This is a genomic window from Parvibaculum lavamentivorans DS-1, assembly GCF_000017565.1.
In the GTDB taxonomy this organism is placed as follows: domain Bacteria; phylum Pseudomonadota; class Alphaproteobacteria; order Parvibaculales; family Parvibaculaceae; genus Parvibaculum; species Parvibaculum lavamentivorans.
The window spans coordinates 1,396,142-1,422,422 of sequence record NC_009719.1 but is presented as its reverse complement, the minus strand read 5'-3'; the positions used below and the strand labels follow the sequence as shown (position 1 = coordinate 1,422,422).

General features: G+C 63.3%; 24 protein-coding genes. 12 read left to right on the top strand and 12 right to left on the bottom strand.

All coding sequences use genetic code 11. The features are described 5' to 3' along the window. Positions 1-4: 4 nt before the first annotated feature. Positions 5-1,753: a tetratricopeptide repeat-containing sulfotransferase family protein gene (locus tag PLAV_RS06540; protein WP_041535881.1), complete on the bottom strand. Its 1,749-nt coding sequence runs from the start codon at positions 1,751-1,753 to the stop codon at positions 5-7. 453 nt (positions 1,754-2,206) lie between these two features. Between PLAV_RS06540 and PLAV_RS06535 the strand changes: the two genes are divergently transcribed. Further along, positions 2,207-2,878 (top strand): hypothetical protein, encoded by a 672-nt coding sequence (locus tag PLAV_RS06535; RefSeq protein ID WP_041535880.1) that lies wholly within the window; start codon positions 2,207-2,209, stop codon positions 2,876-2,878. 46 nt (positions 2,879-2,924) lie between these two features. Then, positions 2,925-3,485 (top strand): L,D-transpeptidase family protein, encoded by a 561-nt coding sequence (locus PLAV_RS06530; RefSeq protein WP_012110180.1) that lies wholly within the window; start codon positions 2,925-2,927, stop codon positions 3,483-3,485. Here PLAV_RS06530 and PLAV_RS06525 read toward each other — a convergent pair. Next, positions 3,482-4,174 carry a YggS family pyridoxal phosphate-dependent enzyme gene (locus PLAV_RS06525; RefSeq protein WP_012110179.1) on the bottom strand — a complete coding sequence of 231 codons (693 nt, stop codon included), beginning with the start codon at positions 4,172-4,174 and terminating at the stop codon, positions 3,482-3,484. The two genes, PLAV_RS06530 and PLAV_RS06525, sit on opposite strands and share 4 nt — an antisense overlap. A 57-nt stretch (positions 4,175-4,231) precedes the next feature. Here PLAV_RS06525 and PLAV_RS06520 point away from each other — a divergent pair, with 57 nt between their 5' ends. Continuing rightward, positions 4,232-4,864: a thiamine phosphate synthase gene (locus tag PLAV_RS06520; protein WP_143710179.1), complete on the top strand. Its 633-nt coding sequence runs from the start codon at positions 4,232-4,234 to the stop codon at positions 4,862-4,864. Here the strand turns inward: PLAV_RS06520 and PLAV_RS06515 are convergent. Both PLAV_RS06515 and PLAV_RS06510 read right to left on the bottom strand, forming a co-directional pair. Then, positions 4,845-5,726 carry a sulfotransferase domain-containing protein gene (locus PLAV_RS06515; RefSeq protein ID WP_012110177.1) on the bottom strand — a complete coding sequence of 294 codons (882 nt, stop codon included), beginning with the start codon at positions 5,724-5,726 and terminating at the stop codon, positions 4,845-4,847. The two genes, PLAV_RS06520 and PLAV_RS06515, sit on opposite strands and share 20 nt — an antisense overlap. Before the next feature lie 133 nt (positions 5,727-5,859). Further along, complete coding sequence (locus tag PLAV_RS06510; RefSeq protein ID WP_012110176.1) at positions 5,860-6,993, bottom strand: porin; 1,134 nt, start codon at positions 6,991-6,993, stop codon at positions 5,860-5,862. Positions 6,994-7,594: 601 nt separating this feature from the next. Here PLAV_RS06510 and PLAV_RS06505 point away from each other — a divergent pair. The 4 genes from PLAV_RS06505 (at position 7,595) to holA (ending at position 12,452) form a co-directional block, all read left to right on the top strand. Then, a complete protein-coding gene (locus PLAV_RS06505; RefSeq protein ID WP_049767730.1) occupies positions 7,595-8,158 on the top strand; it encodes a DUF3576 domain-containing protein in 564 nt (187 codons plus the stop codon). A gap of 98 nt (positions 8,159-8,256) precedes the next feature. Continuing rightward, positions 8,257-10,869 (top strand): leucine--tRNA ligase, encoded by a 2,613-nt coding sequence (gene leuS, locus PLAV_RS06500; protein ID WP_012110174.1) that lies wholly within the window; start codon positions 8,257-8,259, stop codon positions 10,867-10,869. Next, positions 10,862-11,398 (top strand): LPS assembly lipoprotein LptE, encoded by a 537-nt coding sequence (gene lptE, locus PLAV_RS18795; protein WP_012110173.1) that lies wholly within the window; start codon positions 10,862-10,864, stop codon positions 11,396-11,398. Before leuS ends, lptE begins: the two co-directional genes overlap by 8 nt. 10 nt (positions 11,399-11,408) lie before the next feature. Next, the gene (gene holA / locus PLAV_RS06490) at positions 11,409-12,452 is read left to right on the top strand and encodes a DNA polymerase III subunit delta (RefSeq protein ID WP_012110170.1); all 1,044 of its coding nucleotides are present in this window, start codon (positions 11,409-11,411) and stop codon (positions 12,450-12,452) included. Between the two features lie 461 nt (positions 12,453-12,913). Here holA and PLAV_RS06485 read toward each other — a convergent pair whose 3' ends face one another. The 4 genes from PLAV_RS06485 to mnmG form a co-directional block, all read right to left on the bottom strand. Further along, complete coding sequence (locus tag PLAV_RS06485; RefSeq protein WP_012110169.1) at positions 12,914-13,825, bottom strand: ParB/RepB/Spo0J family partition protein; 912 nt, start codon at positions 13,823-13,825, stop codon at positions 12,914-12,916. A 235-nt stretch (positions 13,826-14,060) separates the two neighbouring features. Then, positions 14,061-15,014 (bottom strand): ParA family protein, encoded by a 954-nt coding sequence (locus tag PLAV_RS06480; RefSeq protein ID WP_012110168.1) that lies wholly within the window; start codon positions 15,012-15,014, stop codon positions 14,061-14,063. Continuing rightward, positions 14,992-15,672: a 16S rRNA (guanine(527)-N(7))-methyltransferase RsmG gene (rsmG, locus tag PLAV_RS06475; RefSeq protein WP_012110167.1), complete on the bottom strand. Its 681-nt coding sequence runs from the start codon at positions 15,670-15,672 to the stop codon at positions 14,992-14,994. The genes PLAV_RS06480 and rsmG overlap by 23 nt, the downstream gene beginning before the upstream one ends. Positions 15,673-15,687: 15 nt before the next feature. Continuing rightward, complete coding sequence (gene mnmG / locus PLAV_RS06470; RefSeq protein ID WP_012110166.1) at positions 15,688-17,544, bottom strand: tRNA uridine-5-carboxymethylaminomethyl(34) synthesis enzyme MnmG; 1,857 nt, start codon at positions 17,542-17,544, stop codon at positions 15,688-15,690. A gap of 196 nt (positions 17,545-17,740) precedes the next feature. Here mnmG and PLAV_RS06465 point away from each other — a divergent pair, with 196 nt between their 5' ends. Further along, positions 17,741-18,769, top strand: a complete 1,029-nt coding sequence (locus PLAV_RS06465; RefSeq protein WP_012110165.1) for an IS1595-like element ISPla1 family transposase — start codon at positions 17,741-17,743, stop codon at positions 18,767-18,769. A gap of 124 nt (positions 18,770-18,893) precedes the next feature. On the opposite strand, the gene mnmE is transcribed toward PLAV_RS06465, so the two are convergent. Next, positions 18,894-20,210 (bottom strand): tRNA uridine-5-carboxymethylaminomethyl(34) synthesis GTPase MnmE, encoded by a 1,317-nt coding sequence (gene mnmE, locus PLAV_RS06460; RefSeq protein ID WP_012110163.1) that lies wholly within the window; start codon positions 20,208-20,210, stop codon positions 18,894-18,896. Positions 20,211-20,236: 26 nt separating this feature from the next. Beyond that, the gene (locus PLAV_RS06455; protein ID WP_012110162.1) at positions 20,237-20,521 is read right to left on the bottom strand and encodes a DUF6489 family protein; all 285 of its coding nucleotides are present in this window, start codon (positions 20,519-20,521) and stop codon (positions 20,237-20,239) included. Between the two features lie 100 nt (positions 20,522-20,621). Between PLAV_RS06455 and PLAV_RS06450 the strand changes: the two genes are divergently transcribed. Then, the gene (locus PLAV_RS06450) at positions 20,622-22,652 is read left to right on the top strand and encodes a thioredoxin domain-containing protein (protein WP_012110161.1); all 2,031 of its coding nucleotides are present in this window, start codon (positions 20,622-20,624) and stop codon (positions 22,650-22,652) included. 6 nt (positions 22,653-22,658) lie between these two features. Here the strand turns inward: PLAV_RS06450 and PLAV_RS06445 are convergent, their stop codons facing one another. Together PLAV_RS06445 and PLAV_RS06440 are read right to left on the bottom strand one after the other, a co-directional pair. After that, positions 22,659-23,252, bottom strand: a complete 594-nt coding sequence (locus PLAV_RS06445) for an arsinothricin resistance N-acetyltransferase ArsN1 family B (RefSeq protein WP_012110160.1) — start codon at positions 23,250-23,252, stop codon at positions 22,659-22,661. Positions 23,253-23,288: 36 nt separating this feature from the next. Then, a complete protein-coding gene (locus tag PLAV_RS06440) occupies positions 23,289-24,242 on the bottom strand; it encodes a transcriptional regulator GcvA (protein WP_012110159.1) in 954 nt (317 codons plus the stop codon). 187 nt (positions 24,243-24,429) lie between these two features. Here PLAV_RS06440 and PLAV_RS19620 point away from each other — a divergent pair, with 187 nt between their 5' ends. The 3 genes from PLAV_RS19620 to PLAV_RS06430 all read left to right on the top strand — a co-directional run bounded on the left by PLAV_RS19620 (position 24,430) and on the right by PLAV_RS06430 (position 26,274). Continuing rightward, on the top strand, positions 24,430-24,600 hold the full coding sequence (locus tag PLAV_RS19620; RefSeq protein WP_012110158.1) for a hypothetical protein: 171 nt from the start codon (positions 24,430-24,432) through the stop codon (positions 24,598-24,600). 138 nt (positions 24,601-24,738) lie between these two features. Next, positions 24,739-25,434 carry a dienelactone hydrolase family protein gene (locus PLAV_RS06435; protein ID WP_012110157.1) on the top strand — a complete coding sequence of 232 codons (696 nt, stop codon included), beginning with the start codon at positions 24,739-24,741 and terminating at the stop codon, positions 25,432-25,434. A gap of 213 nt (positions 25,435-25,647) precedes the next feature. Then, the gene (locus tag PLAV_RS06430) at positions 25,648-26,274 is read left to right on the top strand and encodes a LysE family translocator (protein WP_012110156.1); all 627 of its coding nucleotides are present in this window, start codon (positions 25,648-25,650) and stop codon (positions 26,272-26,274) included. The last annotated feature ends 7 nt before the right edge of the window (positions 26,275-26,281 follow it).

Genomic DNA, 26,281 nt, shown 5'->3' with positions numbered 1-26,281 from the left:
ACCATCAAAGCGAATAGCCGAACCGCTCGACATGCGGTTGGAGAACGGGAAGGACCGGCCGCATCTGCGCCTCGTAACGCCGCCAGCGCTCGGTGGAACTCGAATAGATCGGCTGCGTCACTTGCGAATATGACGGCGTCCTGATGGTACCGCGGGCGAGCGCATGCGCTGCCGGATCATTGACGGCGCTGTCCCACGGAAGATCGAGAAAGTTCAGCGCCGGCTCAACTTCGCCGCGCAGGTCGGCAACGAGGTTTTCATAGCGCACTTCATGCACATTGAGCGAAAGCGTCTTCCGGTATGTTTCCCACAGATTCATGACGCTGTCATAAAGCGCCGCGGAGCCATCAAGCGTCAGAAAATTCAACATCGACGCATTCGGAACAAAGTCCTGCATGAAGCAGGAAAGCACACAATCAGCAGGATGCCGGAGCGCGAAGATGATTTTCGCCTCGGGGAAAACCCGTGCTATCAAGCCGCTATGCACCAGATCGAGCGGCATCTTGTCGACGATCATCTTCCCTTCAAGGTCTGCGCCTTCCTTGCGGAGCGCATCCCAGTAAACCTTCCTGGCATTTGCTCTTTCCGTCTCCGACATTCCGGCAAGAGAGTGGGGATAGCCTGCGATCGATTTTTTTACCTTGCCTAGAAAAGGCAGCTCTTCGAAAACCTGGACGGCGGGATGAGCGTCGAGGATTTGATCCAGCAGCGTGGTGCCGGAGCGCGGGAACCCCACGAGGAATACCGGCACTGCGGCATGTCCGGGCTCCAGGCCTATCTCGGGCAAAGCCGTCCAGCTTTCGACGAACTGCCCGCTGAAAAGATCGTTCAGCAGGTTCACCTCGTCGATGAATTTCCGCTGATCGACTCGTTTGAGTTCCGGAAGCTCTTTCGTGCGGCTATTCATTTTCGTGAAATAGCCAAAGGCGCTTTCCACGTCGCTTTGTTCATCGCAGAGCTGCGCAAGTTCGGAGTAAATCAGTCGTGCCTCCGAAGCCGACGCATTGGAGAAATCTATTTCCTCAAGACGCCGCCGCAATTCCGTCAGAAGCTCCGCATCATTCTTGCGTTGCCGGCGCCGCGCTTTCGACCATGTACGAAGAGCCGCACCATTCTTGGGATTATCGGTCAGCGCAAGCTCGGACCATTCGACAGCCTTATCCAACTCGCCGATACGCTCATGCGTCGTCGCAATGATCGCCTTGAGCTGCGCAGGCACTTCATCGAGCTTGTCGAGCGCGCGTTGGCAATATGTGAGGACATCGCGAAACCGTCCCGCATCCGTCGCCGCAGAGGCAGCCCGCATATAGGGCCCCGGCTCATCCGGCGAAACTTCCATCAGCCTTTCGAAATCGGCAATGGCTTCCGCATATTGCGAGGTTTCTTGATAGAGCTGGCCTCTGTTGAGAAAAATATCCGCATAAGCGGGATTGAGAGCCTCCGCCCTGCGATAGGAGATGAGCGCCTCCTCGACCTTTCCCTGATCCCGCTGCGCATTCCCGAGATTGACCCAGACATTCACATGGCGCGGCATGAGTGCTGCCGCCGATGCAATGAGCTTCTCCGCATTCTCCGCATCGCCCTTCGCCAACGCCACGAGACCGAGCAGATGAAGCGCATCGGGATTTTTCGGTTCCGCCTTGAGGATAGCCACGGCGGCCGCGCCGGCATGCTCCACGCGCCCCGCCGCGAGATGGGAGCCGCCAAGTTGAAGAGCTCGGAGAATATCCTCTTGCGTCACACGCGGCTGCACCGGAGCTGATCCGGGGCGAAAGCCGCCCCCCGCCGAACCCGGCAGGCCGACCGTAGGCCGGGCAGCACTGGCCGAGGCTGGCAGCCCTACCGTGGGCTTGAACGCTGCGGAGGGCCGGAAACCGGGAGTGCCAGGCCCTTTGGGAGGAGAGTTCTTGGTCATCTGTCATATCCGAATAGTCGGTGGCGTTCGCCCGAGCGGGCGGAGTGTGCCATAGCCGTGCTCTCCGACCAACGCATGAAGTTTCGCCGGAAGTTTCAGAAAAGCGCTCCGAGCGATTACTTCCCCATGGCGGGGATCACCCGGCAAATTTTTCCTGGGCAGGCATCCTGTTCAATTCAAATCCGCCGAAAACCGCTGGATTTTTCCTGGCCCGATGCTTGCTCTTGTCAGGCAATGACTGAAGCCCTCGCAGCAGCACATACATTACAGTTCAAGTCCGGCAAGCAAAACATGGCTTCTGCGGCCTTTGCCGAACTGCGCGCGGCGCGTGCCGAGGGACGAAAGCCGGAAGAGGGAACGCTCCGCTTCGGCGACCTGATCGATACGCTGAACCCGCTACAGCACATTCCCGTCATCTCCGAATTATACAGAAGCGTCACCGGCGACAGTATCAGCCCTCAGGCGCGGGTGGCCGGCGGCACGCTTTATGGCGGTCCTGTCGGCTTGATGGCTTCCATCGCCAGCCTCGCAATCGGCGGCAATGGCGAAGATGGGATGGGCGACCGCATCCTCGCCGGCCTGACGCAGCCGGAGGATGGTCGGTCCACTCCCGCTCAGGCCGAGGAAAGGGTGGCGGCGAAAGTCGCCGCGGAAACAGAGACGGCAGAGATCGGCCGTCAGGCCAATCCCGTCGTCGCTCCGCCTGCGCAGCCGGTTTCAGTCGCGCGCGAGGCTGCCCCCATGCCCCGATTGAGCCCGGAAGCCTTTCAGGCGCTGATCGGCTCTTTCGCCGACCCGGAAACCATGCAGGCTGCAAACAGCGATCTTGCCGCCGCTCTTGACCCGGCGCTTGACGAGGACGGAACCGTCAAATCCTCTATGGGCGACCTGACAGGGGCCATGCAACAGGCGCTCGATAAATACGAGGCGATGAAGTCCGCAAGCGCCACAGCGGGCCGATAAGTTGCCGCTGGCGAAAACGCCTCCTCAATCCTAATCTGCCGCCATCATGATCTCTTCAGCCGATACTTCGACAGGCGGCCCCGCCATTATTCTCGTGACAGCCGCAGCAGATGAAACCGCCGGCATCCTGCAGTTCGGTGCATACCGGTTTCCCTGCGCGCTGGGACGCTCCGGCATCGTGGCAACAAAACGGGAGGGAGACGGCGGCACGCCCACGGGATGTTTTCCCCTTCGCGAACTTCGCTATCGGCAAGACCGGCTTGCGCCGCCGGCAACTGCGTTGCCTCTCATGCCGATATGCCCGGATGACGGCTGGTGCGATGCATCGGGCGACCCCGCCTATAACCGGCCCGTCCGCCTGCCCTATCCGGCCAGCGCCGAAGCAATGTGGCGGACCGACCGCCTGTATGATCTCGTTGTGCCGCTCGGCTACAATGACGACCCCGTCATCCCGGAAGAGGGCAGCGCGATCTTCTTTCATGTGGCAAATGAGAAGGATGGCATTTTGCAGCCAACGGAAGGCTGCGTGGCGCTTCGGCCGGACGACATGCTCGCCGTGCTCGCACATTGCGGGCCCGGCACTTCGATGCGGATCGAGCTGCGCTAGCCGCGCGTGCCGAACAACGCGCTGCCGACGCGGACATGCGTGGCGCCGAGCCGTATGGCCGTTTCAAAATCCGCACTCATGCCCATCGAAAGCTTGGAGAGACCATTTCGCCGTGCAATTTTTTCAAGCAGCGCGAAATGCAGCGCCGGTTCTTCCGTGACGGGAGGAATGCACATCAACCCCTCGATCTCCAGCTTCCAGTCGTTACGGCATCGCTCGAGAAATCGATCCACATCACCCGGCGGTACCCCGGCCTTCTGTGGCTCTTCGCCCGTATTGACCTGCAAGAACAATCGGGGAAGCCTCTTCCCGGCGTCCCGTGCCTTCACCAGCGCTTCGGCCAGCTTCGCCCGGTCAAGCGTATGGAGGACGTCAAAAAGATCGAGTGCGTCATTGAGCTTGTTGCTCTGAAGCGGCCCGATGAGATGTAACTCTATGCCGCTGTAGCGCTCGCGAAGGTGTGGCCACTTGCCCGCCGCTTCCTGAACGCGATTTTCGCCGAAGCACCGCTGCCCGGCATCGAGCAGAGGCGCGATGGCATCCGCCTCGAATGTCTTCGATACCGCTATCAAACTGATCTCTTCCGCCCGGCGGCCGGCATCGCGCGCTGCGGCGGAAATGCGCGCGCGTATGGCCTCAAGGCGAGAGGCAGGCGATACTGTGGCAGGATCGGTATTGGTGCTGGTCATTGGCATCATGTATGTCGCCGCGCTGAAGCAGCGCAAGGTAAAGTCCGGGGAAAGCCGTTGCAAGGCAGTCGAAAAGACCTGGTGCGGGCGGCGCGGCGTCTGTCGCCGGATGCAGACGCGATCACCTTGATCGGCATGACCGATCCTGAGCGCCTGTCCGATCCGCTCGCCGCATTGGCGGCCTTGCCGCGCGGCAGCGCCTTGATCTGGCGGACCTATGACGAGCCGCCCGCTGCCGGAATGCTGCGCCGTCTCGCCGCTCATGCGCGCGCGCGGAAATGCCTGCTGCTTCTGGCCGGGCACCCGCGTACCGCGCGCCGCCTCGGGACGCATGGCCTGCATCTTCCGGAAAGAGCGCTCTCCCGGCGTTTCGAGAACGGATATTTGTTATCGCGCCGCGACTTGCCGCCGTCATTTGTCGTCACCGCCGCCTGTCATTCGGAGAGGGCAATAGTGGCGGCAGCACGAGCGGGCGTGGACGCCGTCCTCATCTCACCGGTTTTCGCGACAGCCAGTCATCCGGGCGGGCAACCTCTCGGTGTCATGCGTTTCGCGCATCTGGCGCGCCTCGCGCGCTCGTTCGGGATGGAGCCCTATGCGCTGGGCGGCATCGCGACGGCAGACAGCATAAGACGCCTTTCGGGCAGCACCGCCGCCGGCGTTGCAGGTATCAGCCTGCTGATGCCTTGACCGGCGCGCCCGTCGGAACGGCATCCCGGTAGTCGTCGGGAATATATCCGAACCGCTCCATCTGCTCGTGATGATCGGCAATGATCCGCCGCACCTGATCAGGCGTCAGCTTCTCGCGCCACTGATCCCGCTTGCCTTCACGGAAGAAGGATTTCGAGACCTTCGGCCGTTCCTTGAAGCCTTCTCGCTCTTCTTGAGCCTTCAGCACCTTGAAGGAAGAAAACTTGATGGCGCGCTCGAGCCGTTCGCTTGAGGGCTTGAGTCCCAGAAAACTGGCGACTGTCTTGAAGCTCTTGCGCGGCTTGTCGAGCATGTCTTCGTATCGCATCACCAAAAGTCCAGGGCGCGGGGTTCGTGTCCATGTTCGCACATTTGTGGACCAAGAGCCGTAATGCTCGGGTACATGAGCGTCGGAGGGATCTGATTGGGCTCCTTCATTCGCAAGAGATACTATCGCCTGATCGAGCGGTATCCCGAAATGCGGTACCATCGAGAGAACGACATCAAGCGGGTTCCTGACGATGTAAATCGCACCGGCGGTCACGTCCATATTGTGAAGCGGCACATTATTGTATTCGCCGAGATAATCATGTGTCTTGACGAAGACGGAGTCCGGAAACACCGTCATGAAATCTCTTTGCACGGCCATTCGGTAGCGCGCGATTTCCTCGCTGCTCAACTCGACTGAAGGTGTTGATGTATAGCGTTGATACCACTTGGACGCCGACGCACCGAGGCAAAAATCGTCGATCTCGTTCAGACTCACCGGCTGCTGACCGTTCCTGAACAAATTGTGCAGGAAGCTGCGCATCCATGTGTTGCCAGATTTTGGATAAGAGGCAAGCCATATCAGCGCACCCATCTCACGACCTTTCAGTCAAGCTTCAGTGACCAATTCGATACTTAGAAAACCTGCTTCCCAAAAAAAGAGAGCGGGCGCAAGGCCCGCTCTCCGACAAATGATCGTCTCAGGAAACGATCTGATCGTGAAAGGATCAGAAAGAAACCGACAGCACCAGACCTGCCGACTTGGATTCCTGCTCGGCGCCGGGGCCGAAGAAGCCAGTTGCGTCGGTGTCGCTCATCTGCAGATCGAGGCCGATATCGACGCCCGAACCGAGGTTATAACCGCCGCCAGCTTGCCAAGTCTTGATGTCGGCGCCACCGATGCCCGAAGTGATTTCGTCTTCGAGATAGGCAACACCCACTGTCCACGGGCCCGTCGCATAGGAAAGACCCACGGTCCAGACTTCTTCTTCTACGCCGAAGGCGCCGGGGAGCGGCGTTGAAACGCCGAAAACACCCAGATCTTCAGACTGATACCAAGCGCCGCCCAGCGTAAAGCCGGCCAGGCCGAGATTGGCGCCAAAACCGATTTCTTCCGGATCGCTTGCACCGCCAGCAGGGGCGTCGCCCGTCACGTAGAAGCCGTCAACACCGAAATCAACCGAACCAAAGGAGCCGGCATAGTTGAGGGCCACTTCGAAAACATCTTCGATTGAAGTGTTGTTCGGGACAAGGCCGAGACCATTCGGGTTCGGTCCGTTGAACGTCGTTTCCGGCGTATAGGAAAGGCCGAGCTGGAAGCCGGCGAAACGCGGCGTGAAATAGGTCACCTTGTTCGCATCGGCAGCCATCAGCGAGAACGTCGAATGACGCAGACCGAAACCATAGTAGGAAGTCAGGCCGTTCAGGATGTTCGGGCTGTCGACGCCGTTGCCGGGAACGAACCACGGCGAGGTGTAGTGCATCTTGAAGGCAGAACCGTCAGTGCCGCCGATTTCGAAACGACCGAAGCCGCCTTCGAGATAGGCGAAGAGTTCGCGGAAGACGGCGTCATTGTTGTTGTAGTTCGTGTTCCAGTCGTCGCCCAGCGACAGCGTCGCGAGGACACCGGCGACCATGCCGTTGTCGAGCGTGCCTTCGGCCTTGATGTCGATGTTGCGCGCGACGAGCTTGACGGCGGTGTCGTTGAAACCAACGCCAAATACATCATCCGCGTCGATGGCGTAGAAGCCGGCCGTGACCGTGCCGCCGACCGTTACGGTCAGCGGATCGCTCGCGAGCGCCGGACCGGCGATCAGGCCAGCCGAGACGAGAGCAGTCGTCCCAAGAAGAATCTTTTTCATGTGTTCCTCGCAGTATCAGCTGTTAGCTGTTCCATTTGCACGTGCCGCCGGAAAGCAAATCCCCCCGTGGCTGCGTCCATCGCCGGGAACCAAAGCTGCCCCCCGAGCGCGTAACCCGATTAATCCGTTGATAACCGCTTTGGGTCAAGCAAACCTGTCTCCATGACAGAGGAATGTCAGCGCATGTTGCGGAAAGGGCACAAACAGCCGAAGGGCGATTAACGGCGGTTCGGTGGGCACCATGAATGAGAAACCTCCCCCTCGCTTCGGATCAATGGCGAAGCGGACTCTTTGCGTTATCCCGTTCGTCAGGGCTATGCGGATGTGGCTTCCGACCCGGTTCAACCATGTGCCTTGGCGGCAACAGTGGGGCTTCCGGTACCGTTTCTTGGCCTCCCGCGAGCTGATAGCGGGAGAGGAAGGCCTGGGCGTGTAATTCGTCGAAGGAGCTTATGCGTCATTGCGGGAGAAGGGGTTCTCTCGGTATAAAGGCGCGCCCGTCAATTCGAGGCGGGTTTGGCTGAATTCACTTGCTCTCCGCGGACGGGACGTGAGACCCGGCGGATAGAGGGGCGCAACGCGAGAGGCTTGCCTTAAATTGATGACCTATCACGCACTGACACGCGCGCAGCACGCCGCCGCGGCGCTTCTCCTTGCCGCCACGCTCGGACTGACAGCCTGCGGCCCCTCGGAATCCAGCTATCCCGGCCGTCCGACCGGCCAGGGCCCCAATAATCCGACCGGGGAACAGCAGCGCGAATCGATTTTCGGCGAGGACGGCCTGACGCTTTTCGGCGGCGGTGGCGACACCGACCAGAGCGGCGGCGCCGGCATCGGCGTCAACAGCTTCCTGTGGCGCGCCTCGCTCGACACAATCTCCTTCATGCCGCTGGCCTCGGCCGATCCCTTCGGCGGCGTCCTGATCACCGACTGGTACCAGGACCCGAAAGCACCGGGCGAACGCTTCAAGGTGACGGTCTATATTCTCGACCGGCGCCTGCGCGCGGACGGTGTGAAAGTCGCGGTCTTCCGCCAGAACCGGACCGGCAATGAATGGGTCGACACGTCGGTGAGCCCCGACACGGCCATCCAGATCGAAAACGCCATTCTGGTCCGCGCCCGCCAGCTCCGCATCAACACGATCGAGGCCCAGGAAACAAAATAAGGCGAACCGCCGGAACGGAAGCCGGAAGCGCGGCATCGCGGGAAGCCGCGCCCGCTTCCGCTATCGCCCGGTTCGCTTGAGAGGCTACCCAGACAACCATGTCCACAAGATACAACGCCCGCGCCGCCGAGCCGAAATGGCAGAAAATCTGGGAAGAGCGCGGCGACTTCCTGATGCGCGACGACGCGGACGGCAAACCCAAATATTATGTTCTTGAAATGTTCCCCTATCCGTCGGGGCGCATCCACATGGGCCATGTCCGCAACTACACGATGGGCGACGTCATCGCGCGCTACAAGAAGGCGCGCGGCTTCAACGTGCTGCACCCGATGGGCTGGGACGCCTTCGGCATGCCGGCCGAAAACGCGGCCATGGAAAAGAACGTCCACCCGAAAGGCTGGACCTACGACAATATCGCCGCGATGCGCGAACAGTTGAAGGCGATCGGCCTCGCCATCGACTGGAGCCGCGAATTCGCAACCTGCGACCCCGAATATTACGGTCACGAGCAGGCGCTTTTCCTCGACATGCTGGAAGCGGGCCTCGTCTCCCGCAAGAAGAGCATGGTGAACTGGGACCCGGTCGACAACACTGTGCTTGCGAACGAGCAGGTGATCGACGGTCGCGGCTGGCGTTCCGGCGCGCTCGTAGAACGGCGCGAACTGACGCAGTGGTTCCTCAAGATTTCCGACTTCGCCGACGAGCTTCTCGAAGGTCTCGACACGCTCGACCGCTGGCCGGAAAAGGTCCGGCTGATGCAGAAGAACTGGATCGGCCGCTCGGAAGGCGCGCGCGTCTTCTTCGAACTCGAAAACGCCCCTGACGGCAACACCAAACTCGAAATCTTCACGACGCGGCCCGACACGCTTTACGGCGCGAGCTTCTGCGCACTCTCGCCTCACCATCCGCTGACGCAATCGCTCGCAAAGGACAATCCCGCGCTCACGGACTTCATCCGCGAATGCGACCGCATCGGCACGTCGGAAGAAGCCATCGAGACTGCCGACAAGATGGGCTTCGACACAGGCCTCAAGGCGCGCCATCCCTTCATCGAGGGAAAGACGCTGCCGGTCTATGTCGCGAATTTCGTGCTGATGGATTACGGCACCGGCGCCATCTTCGCCTGTCCTGCGCATGACCAGCGCGACCTCGACTTCGCGCGCAAATACAATTTGCCGGTGATCCCGGTCGTCGCGCCGAAGGACAAGCAAGGCGCGGAACTTGACGCTTTCGCCTCCGGCCTCGCGGAGACCGGCACCGACGCCTATACCGGCGACGGCGTCGCCATCAATTCGGATTTCCTGAACGGGCTCGACGTGCAGAGCGCGAAACGCGCCGCCATCGACAGGCTCGAAGCAAAGGGCATCGGTGAAGGCACTGTGAACTACCGGCTGCGCGACTGGGGCATTTCGCGCCAGCGCTATTGGGGCTGCCCCATTCCCGTCATTCATTGCGCGTCCTGCGGCACGCTGCCCGTACCGCGCGATCAATTGCCGGTGGTGCTGCCTGACGACGTGAATTTCAGCGAGCCCGGTAACCCGCTCGACCGGCACCCGTCATGGAAGCATGTCGACTGCCCGAAATGCGGCAAACCCGCCTCGCGCGAGACCGACACTTTCGATACCTTTGTCGACAGCTCCTGGTATTTCGTGCGCTTCACCGCGCCGGACGCGCCGACGCCAACCGACAAGGCGCTGGCCGATCACTGGCTTCCGGTCGACCAGTATATCGGCGGCATCGAACACGCGATCCTGCATCTCCTCTATTCACGCTTCTTCACACGCGCGATGAAGGCGACGGGACATGTATCGCTGGACGAGCCTTTCGCGGGCCTCTTCACGCAAGGCATGGTGAACCACGAAACCTATCGCGACGCGGAAGGCCGCTGGGTGCCGCCGGCCGAGGTCGACATCGAAACGGTGAGCGGCAAGCGCGTTGCGAAACGCATCGCCGACGGTGAGCCTGTCATCATCGGCTCCGTCGAGAAGATGTCGAAGTCGAAGAAGAACACGGTCGACCCCGAAGACATCATTGCGAAATACGGCGCCGATACCGCGCGCTGGTTCATGCTCTCCGACAGCCCGCCCGAACGCGACGTGCAATGGACCGACCAGGGCGCGGAGGGTGCATGGCGCTTCACGCAGCGCCTCTGGCGGATGGTGACGGAGAGACAGGAAGACCTCGCGCCGACCGGGACACCGATGCCTACCGCTTTCTCCGAAGACGAACTGACGCTTCGCCGCGCCGCCCATCAGGCGCTCGCGGCCGCGACCGAAGACTTCGAGAACCTGCGTTTCAACCGCGCCGTCGCGCGGGTCTACGAACTGGCGAACGCGGTTTCCGGCTTCACACCCGGAACGCCCGAAGGCGCCTTCGCGAAGCGCGAGGCGCTGGAAATCCTGGTCCAGATCGTCGGCCCCATGATGCCGCATATCGCGGAAGAGTGCTGGGAGGCGCTTGGCCATGGAGAACCGCTGACCGCCGCCGAATGGCCGGTTGCCGACAAGGCGCTTCTCGTGGAAGACTCCGTTACGATTGCCGTGCAGGTGAACGGCAAGCGCCGCGACGAGCTGACCATCGCCCGGGACGCGGACAGGGAAACGGTGGAGCGCGCCGCGCTCGCACTGGAAAAGGTGGGGAAAGCGATCGATGGAAAACCAGTCCGCAAGGTCATCGTCGTGCCGGGCAAGATCGTCAACATCGTTGTTTGACGGATCGCGCGTGCGGCTCGGGGCGCTTCTGCTTGCCCTGCCCTTCATGTCGCTGCCGCTTGGCGGCTGCGGCTTCACGCCGCTTTACGCCGAAAGCCAGTCGGTCGCGGTCGCATCGGATCTCTCGATGCTCGATGTCGCGGCGCCGGAGAACACGTTTGGACGCGAACTGAAATACGGTCTGCTCGACCGCCTTTCGAGCTCCGGCAACCCGCCCGCCAATCCCGCCTATCGTGTCATTCTGTCTCCGAGGTCCTATGAGCAGAACGTTGCCGTGGAACAGGATGCCGAGGTCACGCGAAAGACGCTGGTGGTGGTCGTGAATTTCCGGCTTGTCGATACCGAGACGAACAAGACGGTTTTGAGATCGGTCTCGCGCTCGCGCTCATCCTATAACCGCGTCTCGTCGGAATTCGCGAACATCACCGCCGCCCGGGCGACCGAGAGCCAGCTTGCCGAAGTGATCGCGCAGGACATCAAGCTGCAGCTCAGCATTTATTTCGACCGCCAGGCGCGCGCCGGCGGGTGACGGCAAGCCGGTGAAGATCAGCCCGAGAGAAGCGGACCGTTTTGCCACAAAGCCGGACCCGAAGGTCGTGGCCGTTCTGGCCTATGGCCCGGACGCGGGATTGGTCCGTGAACGGATCAAGATGCTGGCCCGGACCGTGGTGGACGATCTCGCCGACCCTTTCCGCGTCGCCGAGCTTTCCGATACCGACCTGAAGCAGGACCCGGCACGGCTTTCAGACGAGGCGGCCGCAATCGCCATGCTCGGCGGCAGGCGCGTCGTGCGCGTGCGCGGCGCGGCCGACGCGACGGCGAAGATCTTCGAGAGTTTTCTGGAAAACCCGGCAGGCGACGCGCTGGTGCTGGTGGAGGCGGGCGAGCTTGGGCCGCGCTCGTCGCTGCGCCTCCTGTTCGAGGGCGCCGCGAACGCAGCCGCCATTGCCTGTTATGCGGATGATGCCGGCGTGCTGGAAAACGTCATCCGCACGCGGCTTGCAAACGAAGGACTGGTGCCGGAACCCGCGGCGCTTGAATATTTGCGCGATCATCTCGGTTCGGATCGCGGCGTGACGCAGAACGAACTCGAGAAACTCATTCTCTATGCGGGCCCCGGCAAGCAGGGCGAGAAGCGCGCCGTGACGCTGGACGATGCGCGCGCAAGCGTCGGCGACAATGCGGGAACGAGCCTCGACGATGTCATCGACGCGGCAATGGGCGGCGATCTCGACGGGCTCGACGTGGCGCTCGCCCGCGCCCGCGCGGCGGAGACAAATGCCATCGCGATCCTCAACGCGCTGTCGCGCCACCTCATGCAGCTCCATCTCGCGACGGCGCGCATCGAGACGGGGAGCGATGTCGAGGGCGCGATCCGAAGCTTCCGGCCGCCGGTTCACTTCAGCCGTAAAAACGCCGTACAAAGACAAATGAAATTATGGAACCGGAAGCGCCTCGACCGGGCCCTCGCCCTCGCCCTCGAAGCGGAGGGCCAGTGCAAATCGAGCGGCCAGCCGGACGTCGCGATCTGCGGCCAGACGCTGCTCCGGATTGCGCAAGGGGCGCGTGCGGCGAGGCGCTGATGAGGTAGCCTGATACCTCAAAATGCCCGACTGTCACCGAACTGTCATGAAACCGTCATGAGGTGTTTCACGGACATGCGCCCTGCCCTCACGCGGCCTGCTCGTGCGGCCAAGCCACACCCCCGTGCAGTTCTGCAACGACACTCCGGCCACAGCGGGGATTTCTTTTGTCACAGCGCGGCGATGCGGATGGGTGACAGGGGGGATAAGAGGGGAACGTAATTTATCCCCGCTTTCTTACTTCCACCCTCCCCCTGCGGGAGGGTCGAAATTTGCGCAGCGAATTTCGGGGAGGGGTAAGAGGGAGAAAGCGGCGCATAACCGGAAATCCTCCCTTTGCCGAAAACGGAGACCCCCTCCCCAAACGGCTTGCAGCCGTTTGACCCTCCCGCAGGGGGAGGGTGGAGAAAGAAAGCATAAACTATCCGTACCCGGATTAATTCTCCGCTGCCGCCCTGCCCTCAGTTCATTTTCTGGGCGGTGCGGCCGGCGAGGCGGCGGCAGATTTCGTCGAGCTGTTCGAGGGTCTTGTAGGCGATCTTCACCTCGCCGCCCTTGTCGCCCGAGAACGAGATTTCGACATTGAGGCCGAGCTGGTCGGAGATGTTCTTTTCCAGCGCCAGCGTGTCGGCATCCTTCTCGGCCTTGGGCAATGCCTTCGGCTTGGTGGAGGAGGAGGCGCCCGCTTCCGGCTTGCGGGTGAGGGCTTCGGCTTCGCGCGCCGACAGGCCCTTGGCGACGATCTCGCGGGCGAAGCTTTCGGCATCGGCATGGCCGATCAGCGGACGGGCCTGGCCGGCGGAGAGCTTGCCTTCCTCGATCAGCGAGCGGACGCCCTGCGGCAGGGCGAGCAGGCGAAGCGTGTTGGCGACATGGGAACGGCTCTTGCCGATCATCTTGGAGAGCTGTTCCTGCGTGTAATGGAACTGCTGCATCAGGCGCTCGTAACCGGCGGCCTCTTCGACGGCATTGAGATCGGCGCGCTGCACATTTTCGATGATCGCGATTTCGAGCGACTCGGCGTCGGTCAGTTCCTTGACGATCACCGGCACCTGATGGAGCTGCGCTGCCTGCGCGGCGCGCCAGCGGCGCTCGCCCGCCACGATCTCGAAACTGTTTTCGCCGAGCGGCCGGACGACGATCGGCTGCAGGATGCCCTTCTCGCGAATTGAGTTCGCAAGGTCTTCGAGATCCTCCGGCCGGAACGTATGGCGCGGCTGGAACGGATTGGCGCGCAGGAATTCGATCGGCACTTCGCGCACACCGCGCGGCGCCTGCGCCTCGCGATCGCCGAGGGAGAAAGCCGTGTCATCGCCGATCAGCGCCGCCAGACCTCGGCCGAGCCGGCTCGGAGTTTCCTCTACCATTGCCATGACTTCCTTTTTCCTTGTCTCTTCCTTGCCGCTTCCGGCCCCGGATGCCCTGCCCCCGCCAGGCAGCCGGTAGGGCCATCCATCAAGGCCCTACTTTCCGGTATCAATATGAAAGCCGCGGATTTTACTTGACGCACTTGCCATAATCACTACCGGGTATGGCCATAATCCCGAATCATTTCAATCCGTTAACGGACGTTCTTAACCTGTCTTTCGCCGCCTCGCCGAACCGGGCTCAGGCCGCGTTCCGTTTCAGCGCCCGTTCCCGCTGGATCATCTCGGCGGCGAGCTTCATATAGGCCTTGCTGCCCGCGCAGCGATGATCATAGACCAGCGCCGGCTTGCCATAGGACGGCGCTTCCGAAATACGCACATTGCGCGGGATCACCGTCCGGTAGACCTTGTCGCCGAGATAGCCGCGCACATCGGATGCGACCTGATCGGAAAGCTTGTTGCGCTGGTCGAACATGGTGAGCACGATCCCCTGAATTTCCAGGCGCGGATTGAGGCTCGTCTTGACGCGCTCCACCGTGCGCAGCAACTGGCTCAAACCTTCCAGCGCGAAGAACTCGCATTGCAGCGGTACCAGGATCGCATCCGCCGCCGTCATCGCATTGATGGTGAGGAGGTTGAGCGAGGGCGGGCAATCAATCAGCAGATAGGAATAAGGCCGGGGGGTCATTTGCGTTTCGGCTTCGCTCGTCTCGCGCGCCTTGCCATTGCGCGGCATACGGGCCAGCGCATCGCGCAGCCGGTGCGAGCGGCGCGGCACCGAGGCAAGCTCCAGCTCGGCGCCGAGCAGATCCATCGTGGACGGAACAATATCGAGACCGGGGACTTTTGTCGGCACGACCGCATCCTCGATCAGCGCGGAGCCGATCAGCACGTCATAAGCGGAGACCTTGCGCTCGTGACGGCCGATGCCGAGACCCGTGCTGGCATTGCCCTGCGGATCGAGATCGACGATCAGCACACGCTCGCCGACAGCGGCCAGCGCCGTGCCGAGATTGATGGCGGTGGTTGTTTTGCCGACGCCGCCTTTCTGATTGGCGACGACGAGAATTCGCGGACGATCCGTGGACGGAGCAAGTAGTCCCGAGGTAGTGCTGGCGGGGCGCGGCGTCTCATTGCCTGTCGCCGCTGTCAGCGCCTTGCCGATGGGGTCATTATCGGCGGTGGGGTTGTCCATCTGGTCCATGCAGGCCTCGCACCTTCAGCACGGAACCCTCGGGGTCCGACTGGCTGGGGGAAAATTCTGCATCGAATATCCAACTTTCCCGGGCCAAGGTCAATTCGTCCTGCAGCCCCTGCCCCTTCAAAAACAGCCCGATCGTCTCCGGCCCGAACAAGGGGGCCGCCCAGCCGAACAACCGGTCAAGCGGCGCCAGGGCCCGGGCGGAGACCACATCGCCGGCTTCCGCGCCCTGGGCGAAGGCTTCGATCCGGACGGTATGGACCGTGGCGGGCGCTCCCGTGACACGGGCCACCTCGCGCATGAAGACGCATTTCCGCTGGTCGCTCTCCACCAGATGCATCTGGAAACCCGGCCGCTCCCGCAGCAGAATGGCGATCACAAGGCCGGGAAAGCCGCCGCCGCTGCCGAGGTCGATCCAGCGCCGGGCGCTTTCAGGGACGAGGCATACAAGCTGGGCGGAATCGAGCATATGGCGCCGCCAAAGCTCGGGCAGCGAGCCGTTCGAGACCAGATTTATGGATTTCTGCCACTTGCGGAGCAGCGCCTCATAGGAGAGGAGCCGGTCCAGTGTTTCACGTGAAACATTCGTCAGGGCGGAAAAGGATTCCGAATCAACGACTTGGGGGCCACCGGACACTATATGTTGGGTCATACCAGCTATAGGGCCTCAAGCACTGCGCTTTTGTTTCACGTGAATCATTAGGGTCGTGAGGGCTGCCGGTGTAACCCCATCCACCCTCGCCGCCTGCCCTAGCGTGGCCGGCCGAGCCTTGGCGAGCTTCTGCCGGACCTCATGGGAAAGGCCGAGCACCGAGGCATAATCGATCTCAGCCGGTAGCCGCAAACCCTCATCCCTCCGGAACGCCTTGATGTCGGCGTCCTGCCGGTCGAGATAACCGGCATATTGGGCCTCGATACCCATCTGCTCGGCGATATGAGGCTCAAGGGCGGCGAGTTCCGGCCAGACGCCCGCCAATACCCCGGCATCGATATCCGGGTAGGCAAGCAAATCCATGGCCGTGCGGGCCACCCCATCCTGATTGACCTTGAGACCGCGCCTGGCGAGCTCCGTCGGGCTGAGCCTCAGACCATCGCAAAGTACCCGCGCGGCCTCCAGCGCCCTCGCCTTGGCCTCATAGGCCATGACCCGCCTCTCCCCCACCACGCCCGCGCCGATGCCCGCCGCAGTCAACCGCTGGTCGGCATTGTCGGCCCGGAGCGTCAGCCGGTATTCGGCTCGCGAGGTGAACATGCGATAGGGCTCGCTGACGCCGCGCGTGATGAGATCATCCACCATCACACCCATATAGGCCTGCGCCCTGTCGAGGATAAAGGGCTCGGCGCCCCGCTCCGCCAGGGCCGCGTTAAGCCCTGCGATCAGCCCCTGTGCGGCGGCTTCCTCGTAACCCGTGGTGCCGTTGATCTGGCCCGCCAGGTAAAGACCGCCCAGCCGCTTCGTCTCCAAAGTCGGGCGCAGCTCGCGCGGGTCGATATAGTCATACTCGATGGCATAACCGGCGCGGCGCATGACGACATTCTCGAGACCGGGAATGGTCTTGAGGAAGGCAAGCTGCACCTCTTCCGGCAGCGCCGTCGAAATCCCGTTCGGATAGATCGTGTCGTCGTCCAGCCCTTCCGGCTCAAGAAAGATCTGGTGACTGTCGCGCTCCCTGAACCGGACCACCTTGTCCTCGATGGAGGGGCAATAGCGCGGACCGACGCCTTCGATCTGGCCGGAATAGACCGGCGAGACATGAAGATTGTCCTCGATGATCCGGTGACCTTCCGCCGTGGTGCGGGTGATGTGGCAGGGCACCTGCGGCGTCGTGATTTCCGTGGTGAGGAAGGAGAAGGGCACCGGCGGGTCGTCGCCCGGCTGAACCTCCAGCGAGGACCAATCGATACTGTCGCCCGCGAGGCGCGGCGGCGTCCCGGTCTTCAAGCGTCCGAGCTGGAAGCCGAGACCGTAGAGCCGGTCGGACAGGCCGAGCGCAGGGGCTTCCCCCACCCGGCCCGCCGGGATGCGCTGTGTGCCAAGATGAATCACTCCGCGCAGGAAAGTGCCGGTGGTGAGGACCACGCGGCGGGCGCGGAACTGGCGGCCATCTTCCGCGATCACACCGGCGACATGGCCGTCCTCGACGATGAGATCGGAGACGCCGCCCTCAATCACTTCGAGATTGCGGTGGTTGAGGATCGCCTCCTGCATGGCGGCACGATAGAGCTTGCGGTCGGCCTGGGCGCGGGGGCCGCGAACGGCAGGACCCTTGCGCCGGTTGAGCAGGCGGAACTGGATGCCGGCCTGATCGGCGACCCGGCCCATCAGCCCGTCCAGCGCATCGACCTCCCGCACCAGATGACCCTTGCCGAGACCGCCAATGGCCGGGTTGCAGGACATCTCGCCGATGGTCGCCAGCTTGTGCGTGATGAGCGCGGTGCGCGCACCGGCCCGCGCCGCAGCCGAGGCCGCCTCGCAGCCCGCATGGCCGCCACCGATCACGATCACATCGAAGTCGCGCGTCATTGAAAAACCGACTGAAAGAAAAGTGCCTGCGCCCGTAGCAACGGATTCGCGTCAGGTGTTGGGAGAGCAATAGTCGCTGACAGGCTCCACGTCAAAAACTTTGGCGCAATTCTACTTAAGTGTGGATGAGCGCCAGAATGTATTGTTTTAGAAAGGTTTGGGCCATAGCGTTGTCTCTCCGCTTACGGAGGGGCCCATGGACGCCGTCCGGTTCGAACGCCTGAAGGCGCGAGTTGCGAGAGAACTGACGCCCGAGCAGTGCGTCGAGCTCGGGGAGGTGGTCCAGGCCGCCGCCGCATCGCGGCTGGCCGATGTCGCGCTTGCGCGCCGTTCGGCGGCCGTGAGCAGCCGACGCGGATGTCCGCATTGCGGTCATGACGACATCGTGAAACACGGCCGCGATCGCGGAGGCAGGCAGCGATTTCGCTGCCGCCGGAGCGGCTCATCCGGCTGCGGCCAAACCTTCAACGCCCTCACCGGCACCGCCTTCACCCGTATGCGCAAGCCGGAGAAGTGGGCTGCCTACGCCCGCATGATGGCCACCGGCTTCAAGTCGGTCGACGACGTGAAGACGAGCGGGCTTGGCATCTCGCGGCTGACCGCCTGGCGCTGGCGTCATCGCCTCTTGCGCGCCCAGGCGCTGCGGCAGGCCGAACGGGTGGGAGGCGTCATCGAGGCCGATGAAACCTACTTTTTGAGTTCCTACAAGGGACACCGGGGCTGGCAGAACGGGAATCCGCCGGAGAACCGCCCGCCGCGCTACCGCGGAGGCCCGGCCATCAACAGGGGACTCTCCAGCGAGCAAATCCCCGTGCTCACGGCGCTCGACAACGCCGGCGGCATCATCGAGGAAGTGCTGCCAAACCGCGCCGCCATCGCTCCCGCGCTTCAGGGGCGTATCGCGCCGGGCTCCGTTCTCTGCTCCGACGGGCACAAGGCCTATGTCAGCGCAGCGGTGAAAGCGGGCTCGGAACATCGCCGCATCATGACCCCGAAGAAGACGCAGGCAACGAAGGCCGTTGGCGGAAAACCTCGCCGCCCCGGACGGCTCGGGCTCGGTCATGTGAATGCCCATCACGAGCGCACGAAGACCTTCGTCAACCGGCAGGTGCGCGGCGTCTCGACCCGGCATCTTCCGTTCTATCTCGGCTGGCTTCGGGCGCTCCGGAGGCCCGACTTCTCGCCGGAGGCCCTCATCGATGAGGCGTTATCCACACTTAAGTAGAATTGCGCCAAAACTTTATCCACAATCGCGAATGAAGATTCCACCCGCTTGAGGATTCTCGTGCAAGCCATTGAAGGGGAATCGGATTCTTCGCACTCCTCATGTTTCACGTGAAACAGGGGGCCTATTTCCCGATGCAGAAGTCGCGGAAGATGACGTCGAGCAGGTCCTCGACATCGACGCGGCCGGTGATGCGGCCAAGGGCGCGGGCGGCGAGGCGGAGGTCTTCGGCGACGAGCTCGGCGTCGCGCCCCGCCTTGAGCGCGGCCTCGGCGCGGGCAAGCGAAGCGGCGCAATCGGCAAGGCCCTCGCGGTGGCGGGCCCGCGTGATGACGGGATGTTCGCGGGCCTCATAGGCCGAGCCGACACGCGCCGCCAAGGCTGCTTCCAGCGCGTCGATCCCCTGCCCCGTCAGCGCCGAAATACCGATGACGCCATCGGGCACCTCGGCGCCGAGATCGACCTTGTTGAGGACGCGGAGATCATCCGGCCGGGCGAGCGCAAAGCCATTGCCGATGCCGCTGACGCCGGGCGCGACCATGACGATGCGCAGATCCGCCGCCTCGGCCCGGGCCAGCGCGCGGCGCACGCCTTCCTGCTCGATGGCGCCCGCCGCCTCGCGCAGCCCCGCCGTGTCGGCCAGCGTTACCGGCACGCCGCCGATATCGAGCCGGACTTCGAGCACGTCGCGCGTCGTGCCCGCCTCGTCCGAGACGATGGCGGCCTCGCGGCCCGCAAGCCGGTTGAGGAGGCTCGACTTGCCCGCATTGGGCGGTCCGACGATCGCCACCTCGACACCGTCGCGCAACTGCTCGCCGCGGCGGCCGTCGTCGAGATGGGCGGCTATTTCGGTTTCGAGCGCCTCAATGTCGGGGCCGAGCTTTGCAATCAGATCGCCCGGCACTTCCTCGTCGGGAAAGTCGATTTCCGCTTCGGCGTAAGCCAGCGCCCGCATGAGCCGCGCGCGCCAGGCTTCGTAAAGCTGGCCGAGCGCCCCTTCCATCTGGCGGAGTGCCTGGGCGCGCTGTGCTTCCGTCTCGGCGTCGATGAGATCGGCGAGACCCTCGACCTCGGTGAGATCGAGCTTGCCGTTCTCGAAGGCACGGCGTGTGAACTCGCCGGGTTGGGCGGCGCGGAGACCGGGGAGCTGACCGAGCGCGCGGAGCATCGCGGCGATAACGGCGCGGCCGCCATGAATGTGAAGCTCGACCACATCCTCGCCGGTGAAGCTGGCAGGCGCGGGGAAGAAAATCGCGAGGCCGCGATCGAGCGCGGCATGCGTTTCGGGATCGCGGAAGCGGCAAAGCATGGCCTCGCGCGGCGCGCCCGCTTTCCTCCCCGTCAGCGCGCGCAATGCCGCACGCGCATGCGGCCCCGACAGGCGCAGCACGGCAATGCCGGCGCGCCCCGCTGCCGTCGACAGGGCGTAAATCGTTTCCAAACCGAATCAATCCGTTGTTTGTGCGCCTAGGACTCTTTCTTCCCGGCGTCTTTCTTCGCGGCCGGTTTCTTGCCGCCACCCATCGCCGTCTGCGCCATGCCCCAGAGAAGGTTCTGGAACTGCTCGAGCCCCTGCGCGCCGACCGGCATGATCGCCTTCACGATCTGTTCGGGGTCGATATAGGACATGTTCGACGCCATGCGCTTTTCAAGCTCGGCGATGAGCCGCTGCTGCATCGGTTCGAGATCCGGCAAGCCCATCAGCCGCCGCGCTTCGACCGGCGTCAATTCGACATCGATTGTGACTTTCATTGCCCTATCTCTTTCTCGACGGGGCCGATGGATTGCCCCACATTGCCGCAACAAATCCGCTAACACATCATTGATCCAAGTGAACCGTCCGAAAGCCTCCATGTCACGAAATTTCCTCGACGCCGAAACCAGCCCCTATCTGCTCCAGCATGCGGACAATCCCGTTCACTGGCGGCCCTGGGGCGAAGCGGCGCTCGACGCCGCGAAGAAGGAGAAGAAGCCGATCCTCCTCTCGGTCGGCTATGCCGCCTGTCACTGGTGCCATGTGATGGCGCATGAAAGCTTCGAGGATGAAAGCGTCGCGGCGGTGATGAACGAGCATTTCGTGAACATCAAGGTCGACCGCGAGGAGCGGCCCGACATCGATGCGATCTACATGTCGGCGCTGCATCTGCTGGGACAGCAGGGCGGCTGGCCGCTGACCATGTTTCTGACGCCGGAGGGCGAGCCCTTCTGGGGCGGCACCTATTTTCCGAAGGAGCCGAATTACGGACGGCCCGGCTTCGTGCAGGTGCTGGAGGAAGTGGCGCGCATTTTTCGCGAGGAGCCGGCCAAGGTCTACAAGAACCGCACCGCGCTGGTGAAGGCGCTGGAAGAACAATCGGCGACGGCGCGGCCGGGCGAGCCGACGCCGCAAGTGCCGATCGTGGTGGCGGAGAAGCTCCGCGAGATCATGGACCCGGTTCATGGCGGCATTCGCGGCGCGCCGAAATTTCCGCAAGTGCCACTGCTGACGCTGCTCTGGCGCGCGCATCTTCGGACGGGGCGCGAAGATCTTGCCGCGCCGGTCAGCCGGGCTCTCGACCATATGTCGGAAGGCGGCATCTACGATCATCTGGGCGGCGGCTATGCACGCTATTCGGTGGACGAGTTCTGGCTCGCGCCGCATTTCGAAAAGATGCTCTACGACAATGCGCTGCTGATCGACCTGCTGACGCTTGTCTGGCAGGAGACGCGGAAGCCCCTTTACGAGCGCCGCATCCGCGAGACGGTTGAATGGCTGGCGCGCGAGATGGTGACGGAAGGCGGCGGCTTCGCGGCCTCGCTCGATGCCGACAGCGAGGGCGTCGAGGGGAAGTTTTATGTCTGGTCCGAAGCGGAGATCGACAATCTGCTGACGCCCGGCGAGGCCGAGCTTTTCAAGCAGGTCTACAATGTCAGCGGCGAAGGCAATTGGGAGGAGACCAATATCCTCAACCGCCTCGCCCGCGCCGACGCGCCCTTCACGGCTGAAGAGGAAGCAGCCCTTGAGCCGCTGAAGGCGCGGCTTTTCCTCGAACGCGACCTCCGCGTTCATCCGGGTTTCGACGACAAGGTGCTGGCCGACTGGAACGGGCTGATGATCGCGGCGCTCGCCCGTGCCGGCGCCGCTTTCGGCGAGGCGGGCTGGACCGAGATGGCGGCCGCCGCCTTCCGCTTCGTGATGACCGAAATGAGGAAGGACGGGCGGCTCCATCATGCCTGGCGCGCGGGGAAGCTCCAGCACATCGCCATGGCCGACGACCTCGCCAACATGGCGGACGCGGCGCTCGCGCTTTACGAGGCGACGGGCGAGGCGGAATATCTGCAAGCGGCGGAAAGCCTCGCCGCCGAACTCGGCGCCCATTACCGCGACGAGACGAATGGCGGCTATTTCTTTACAGCCGACGATGCGCCCGCGCTGATCGTCCGTAGACGGACGGTTGCCGACGATGCGACCCCGGCCGCCAACGGCACCATGCCCGGCGTGCTGGCGCGCCTCGCGCTGATGACGGGGAAGCAGGATTATCTCGCCCGCGCGGACGAGCTGATCCGCGCCTTTGCCGGCGAGCTGCAGCAGAACATCTTTCCGCTGGGGAGCTACATCGCGAGCCTCGACACGCGGCTGAAGCCGGTCCAGATCGTGCTGATCGGCTCGAAGGCGGAAACGGCGGAACTGGCGCGTGCCGCCTTCGGCACCTCCCTCCCCGCCCGCGTGCTGATGCGGGTGGCGGATGGCAGCGCATTGCCGGAAGGACATCCGGCGCATGGCAAGACGGCCCTCGACGGCAAACCGACGGCGTACGTCTGCGCGGGAGAGACCTGTTCGCTGCCGGTGACGGAAGCGGCGGCGCTTGAGGCGGAGCTGAGGCGCGCGCGCCTATCCGCCTGAACCATCTCAAAGCCTGGCAGCGTTCTTCTTTGCCTGCTCGAGAATTTCGGGAGTGAATGGCAGCGGCTCGGCGGGCTCGTGGTCCGGCGGCGCGAGGTCGAGGCCCCACCAGCCGACATCGCGCCAGGCGCCGAACTTGAAACCGACCTCGGGGTAGACGCCGATCGGCCTGAAGCCCTGAGCCTCGTGCAGTCCGACACTGGCCGCGTTGGGGAGCGTGATCCCGCCATAGGCACGGTGATAGCCCTGCAGCCGCAATGCCGCGAAGAGCACGGCATAAAGCGCGCTGCCGATGCCCTTCCGGTGCGCGCCGCTGTCGAGATAGATGGCCGCATCGACCGACCAGCGATAGGCGGCGCGCTCCCGGTGCGGGCCGGCATAGGCATAGCCAGTCACGCTGCCCCCGGACTCGTGAACGAGCCAGGGCAGGACAGGCTGGTTTTTCCCGATCCGCGCCGCCATCTGCGCCTCGTCCGGCGGCACGGTCTCGAAGGAGATCGCCGTGTCGAGGACATAGGGCGCATAGATGGCTGCGATCGCGGCCGCATCATCGGGCGTCGCGGCGCGAATCCTGTCGAGTGCTGTTGCTTTCCCGGTCATGAGACTCTCCATCGGCAACTCACGATACATCCATTCTCAGCGCACCGCCTTGCCGCGGCCTCGGGGCGTCAGCATTTCCGGCGGCTTCGGCGCTTCGGGCGGACCGAGCCCCGCCTCTTCGCGGATCCAGTTCCGGAACGCCTGCACTTTCGGCTTCTTCAACCCGTCCTTCGGATAGACCAGCCAATAGCCTTCCTCGTCCGGCATCTCGATGTCGAAGAGGCGAATGAGGCGGCCTTCGGCGAGGTCGGCCATGGCGAGCGTGTCATTGGCGAGCGCGACACCCTGCCCGCCCGCCGCCGCCTGCAGCGCCAGGCTCGCCTCGATGAAGAGAGGGCCGCGCAGCGCCCAGCGCGGATGCTTGACGCCCGCCGCTTCGAGCCATTGCTGCCAGTGCTCCATCGTCTCCTCATGGAGGAGCGGATAGGATTTGAGGTCCTCGGGCTTGCGGATCGGTTTTTTCGGATCGAGAAGCGCCGGGCTGCAGACGGGATAGACCGTCGCCTCGAAGAGCTTTTCCGAGACCACGTCCGGCCAGCCGCCAAGCCCGTAGCGGACGCCGATATCGACATCCTCGCGGCTGAAATCGACAAGCTCCGAGGAAGGCAGCAATCGAAGCTCGATCTCAGGGTTCGCGCGGTTGAACTTGCCGAGCCGGAGCACCAGCCAGCGCGCCGCGAAGGAGGGCTCGACCGAAACGGTGAGCGCGGCCGTATCCTTCGCGCCCGCCTGCGACCAGCCTTCCGCGATCTGGTCGAAAGCGGCTGCCAGCACCGGGTAGAGCCGCTCGCCCCGCTCGGTGAGTTCGACCGCCCTGCCCGTCCTGTGAAAAAGACCGGCGCCGAGTTCCTCCTCCAGCGCCCTGATCTGGTGGCTCACCGCCGCATGGGTGACGCTGAGTTCGGCCGCGGCGCGCGAGAAACTGCCATGCCTGGCCGCCGCCTCGAAGGCGCGCAAGGCTTTCAGCGATGGCAGGCGGCGAATAGCCATATGTTAGTTTTTCTAACTTCTGCGGTGCAAAAAGATCGTTTGATAAAGCGGCCCGAAACCCGCATATCACCCTCACGGACCAACTCTCTGCGCCCATTCATACCGAAAACGGGCCAAACAGGAAAGCGGGCGCGTCCAGACCGGAACCGGAAATCGCTTTTGCCGGACGCGCTATCAGGTGAATAAAATGAACATCCTTGCCACTTATGCCACGAGCTACGTCAATGCGTTCGACGTTGCCCTGTCCGCACGCAGCGAACAGACGGTGGGCAAGCGCAGCGAAGCCGCCGCCAATGACCGCGGCTTCCGCAAGCTCTTCTCCTTCGGCGCGCGCAACGAAGCCGCGAAAGCCGCCTGAGGAATATCCGGCGGGGCGGTCGAAAACACCGCCCCTCCCCCTCTTCCCCACAGTTTCGCCTATCCTCCCTCGCATCATCGGATGAGGATCGTTAGAGTCCCGCTCTGACTTTCCCCCGACGATACGAGGAGATGCGACGTGAGTGGCGAGACGATAAATATCAAAGGCGCGGACGGTTCTTTCTCGGGCTATCTCGCAAGGCCCGAAGGTGCCGGCAAGGCGCCCGGCATCGTGGTCATCCAGGAAATTTTCGGCGTCAACAAGGTGATGCGCGACCTCTGCGACTGGCTCGCCGGGGAAGGCTATGTCGCGCTCTGCCCGGACCTCTTCTGGCGCATCGAGCCCGGCATCGACATCACCGACCAGACCGAAGCCGAATGGAAAAAGGCCTTCGACCTCTTCGGCAAGTTCGATGTCGACAAGGGCGTGGGCGACATCGCCGCGACCATCAAGACGCTGCGCCCGATGACCTCCGGCAAGGTCGGCGCCGTCGGCTATTGCCTCGGCGGCCAGCTCGCCTATCTCACCGCCTGCCACACCGATGCCGACGCCTCTGTCGGCTATTACGGCGTCAACATCCAGAACCGCCTTGCCGACGCGAAGGGCATCAAGGCGCCGCTGATGCTGCACATCGCCGGCAAGGACGAATTCGTGCCGAAGGAAGCGCAGGAAGAAGTGGTGAAGGGGCTGCACGACAATCCCCTCGTCACCATCCACCGCTACCCGGACATGGACCACGCCTTCGCCCGTCCCGGCGGCGCCCATTACGACAAGGCGAATGCCGACGAGGCGAACGACCGGACGCTGAAACTCTTCGCGCGGCATCTGGGGTAGGATCGCCGACTCTCTTCCCACCCTCCCCCTGCGGGAGGGTCGAAATTCATGGCGCGCGAGCGGCGTGAATTTCGGGGAGGGGTCGCCGCATGCACGGCAAAGAACAACAGGAGTGGTGATTTCGCGGTCAGCGAGACACCCCTCCCCAAACGGTCTTCGACCGTTTGACCCTCCCACAGGGGGAGGGTGGAAAAAACAGTGTGAGGGTTTGGATTGTCGCTCGATCTCTATCTCGGCTTCATTGCCGCGACGCTGATCCTCTGCGTGATGCCGGGGCCGGTGGTGACCTATCTCGTCGCCTGCGGCATCCGCCAGGGACCGCGCGCCGCCTTGATGGCGCTGGCGGGAACGACGACGGCACTTCTCGTTCACATGGCGCTGGTGCTGGCGGGGCTCGCGCCGCTGCTCGCAGCACTCGGGCCCTGGGCGGATCTGCTGAAGCTTGTCGGCGCGGCCTATCTCGTCTGGCTCGGCATCGCCGCCTGGCGCGCGCCTTACGAGGACCCGGACCTGCCCGCCGAAGCACGGCGCGGCCATGCAAGCCTTGCAACGCTTTACCGGCGCGGCTTTCTCATTTCCGTCAGCAATCCGAAATCGCTCGCCTTCTACGCGGCGTTCTTTCCGCAATTCGTCAGCGCCGATGCCCCGGCGGGCCCGCAGCTCATCATCCTCGCCGTGACCTTCATTACCGTCGGCACGCTCTCGGATGGCAGCTTCGCGCTCGCGGCCGGCAAGCTCGCGCCTTACCTAAAAGGCGAACGCGCACAGATGCTGCGCAACAGGATCACCGGCTCCGTATTGTTTGCGGCAGGCATCGGCCTTGCCCTTACACGGCGCTGAAAAAACA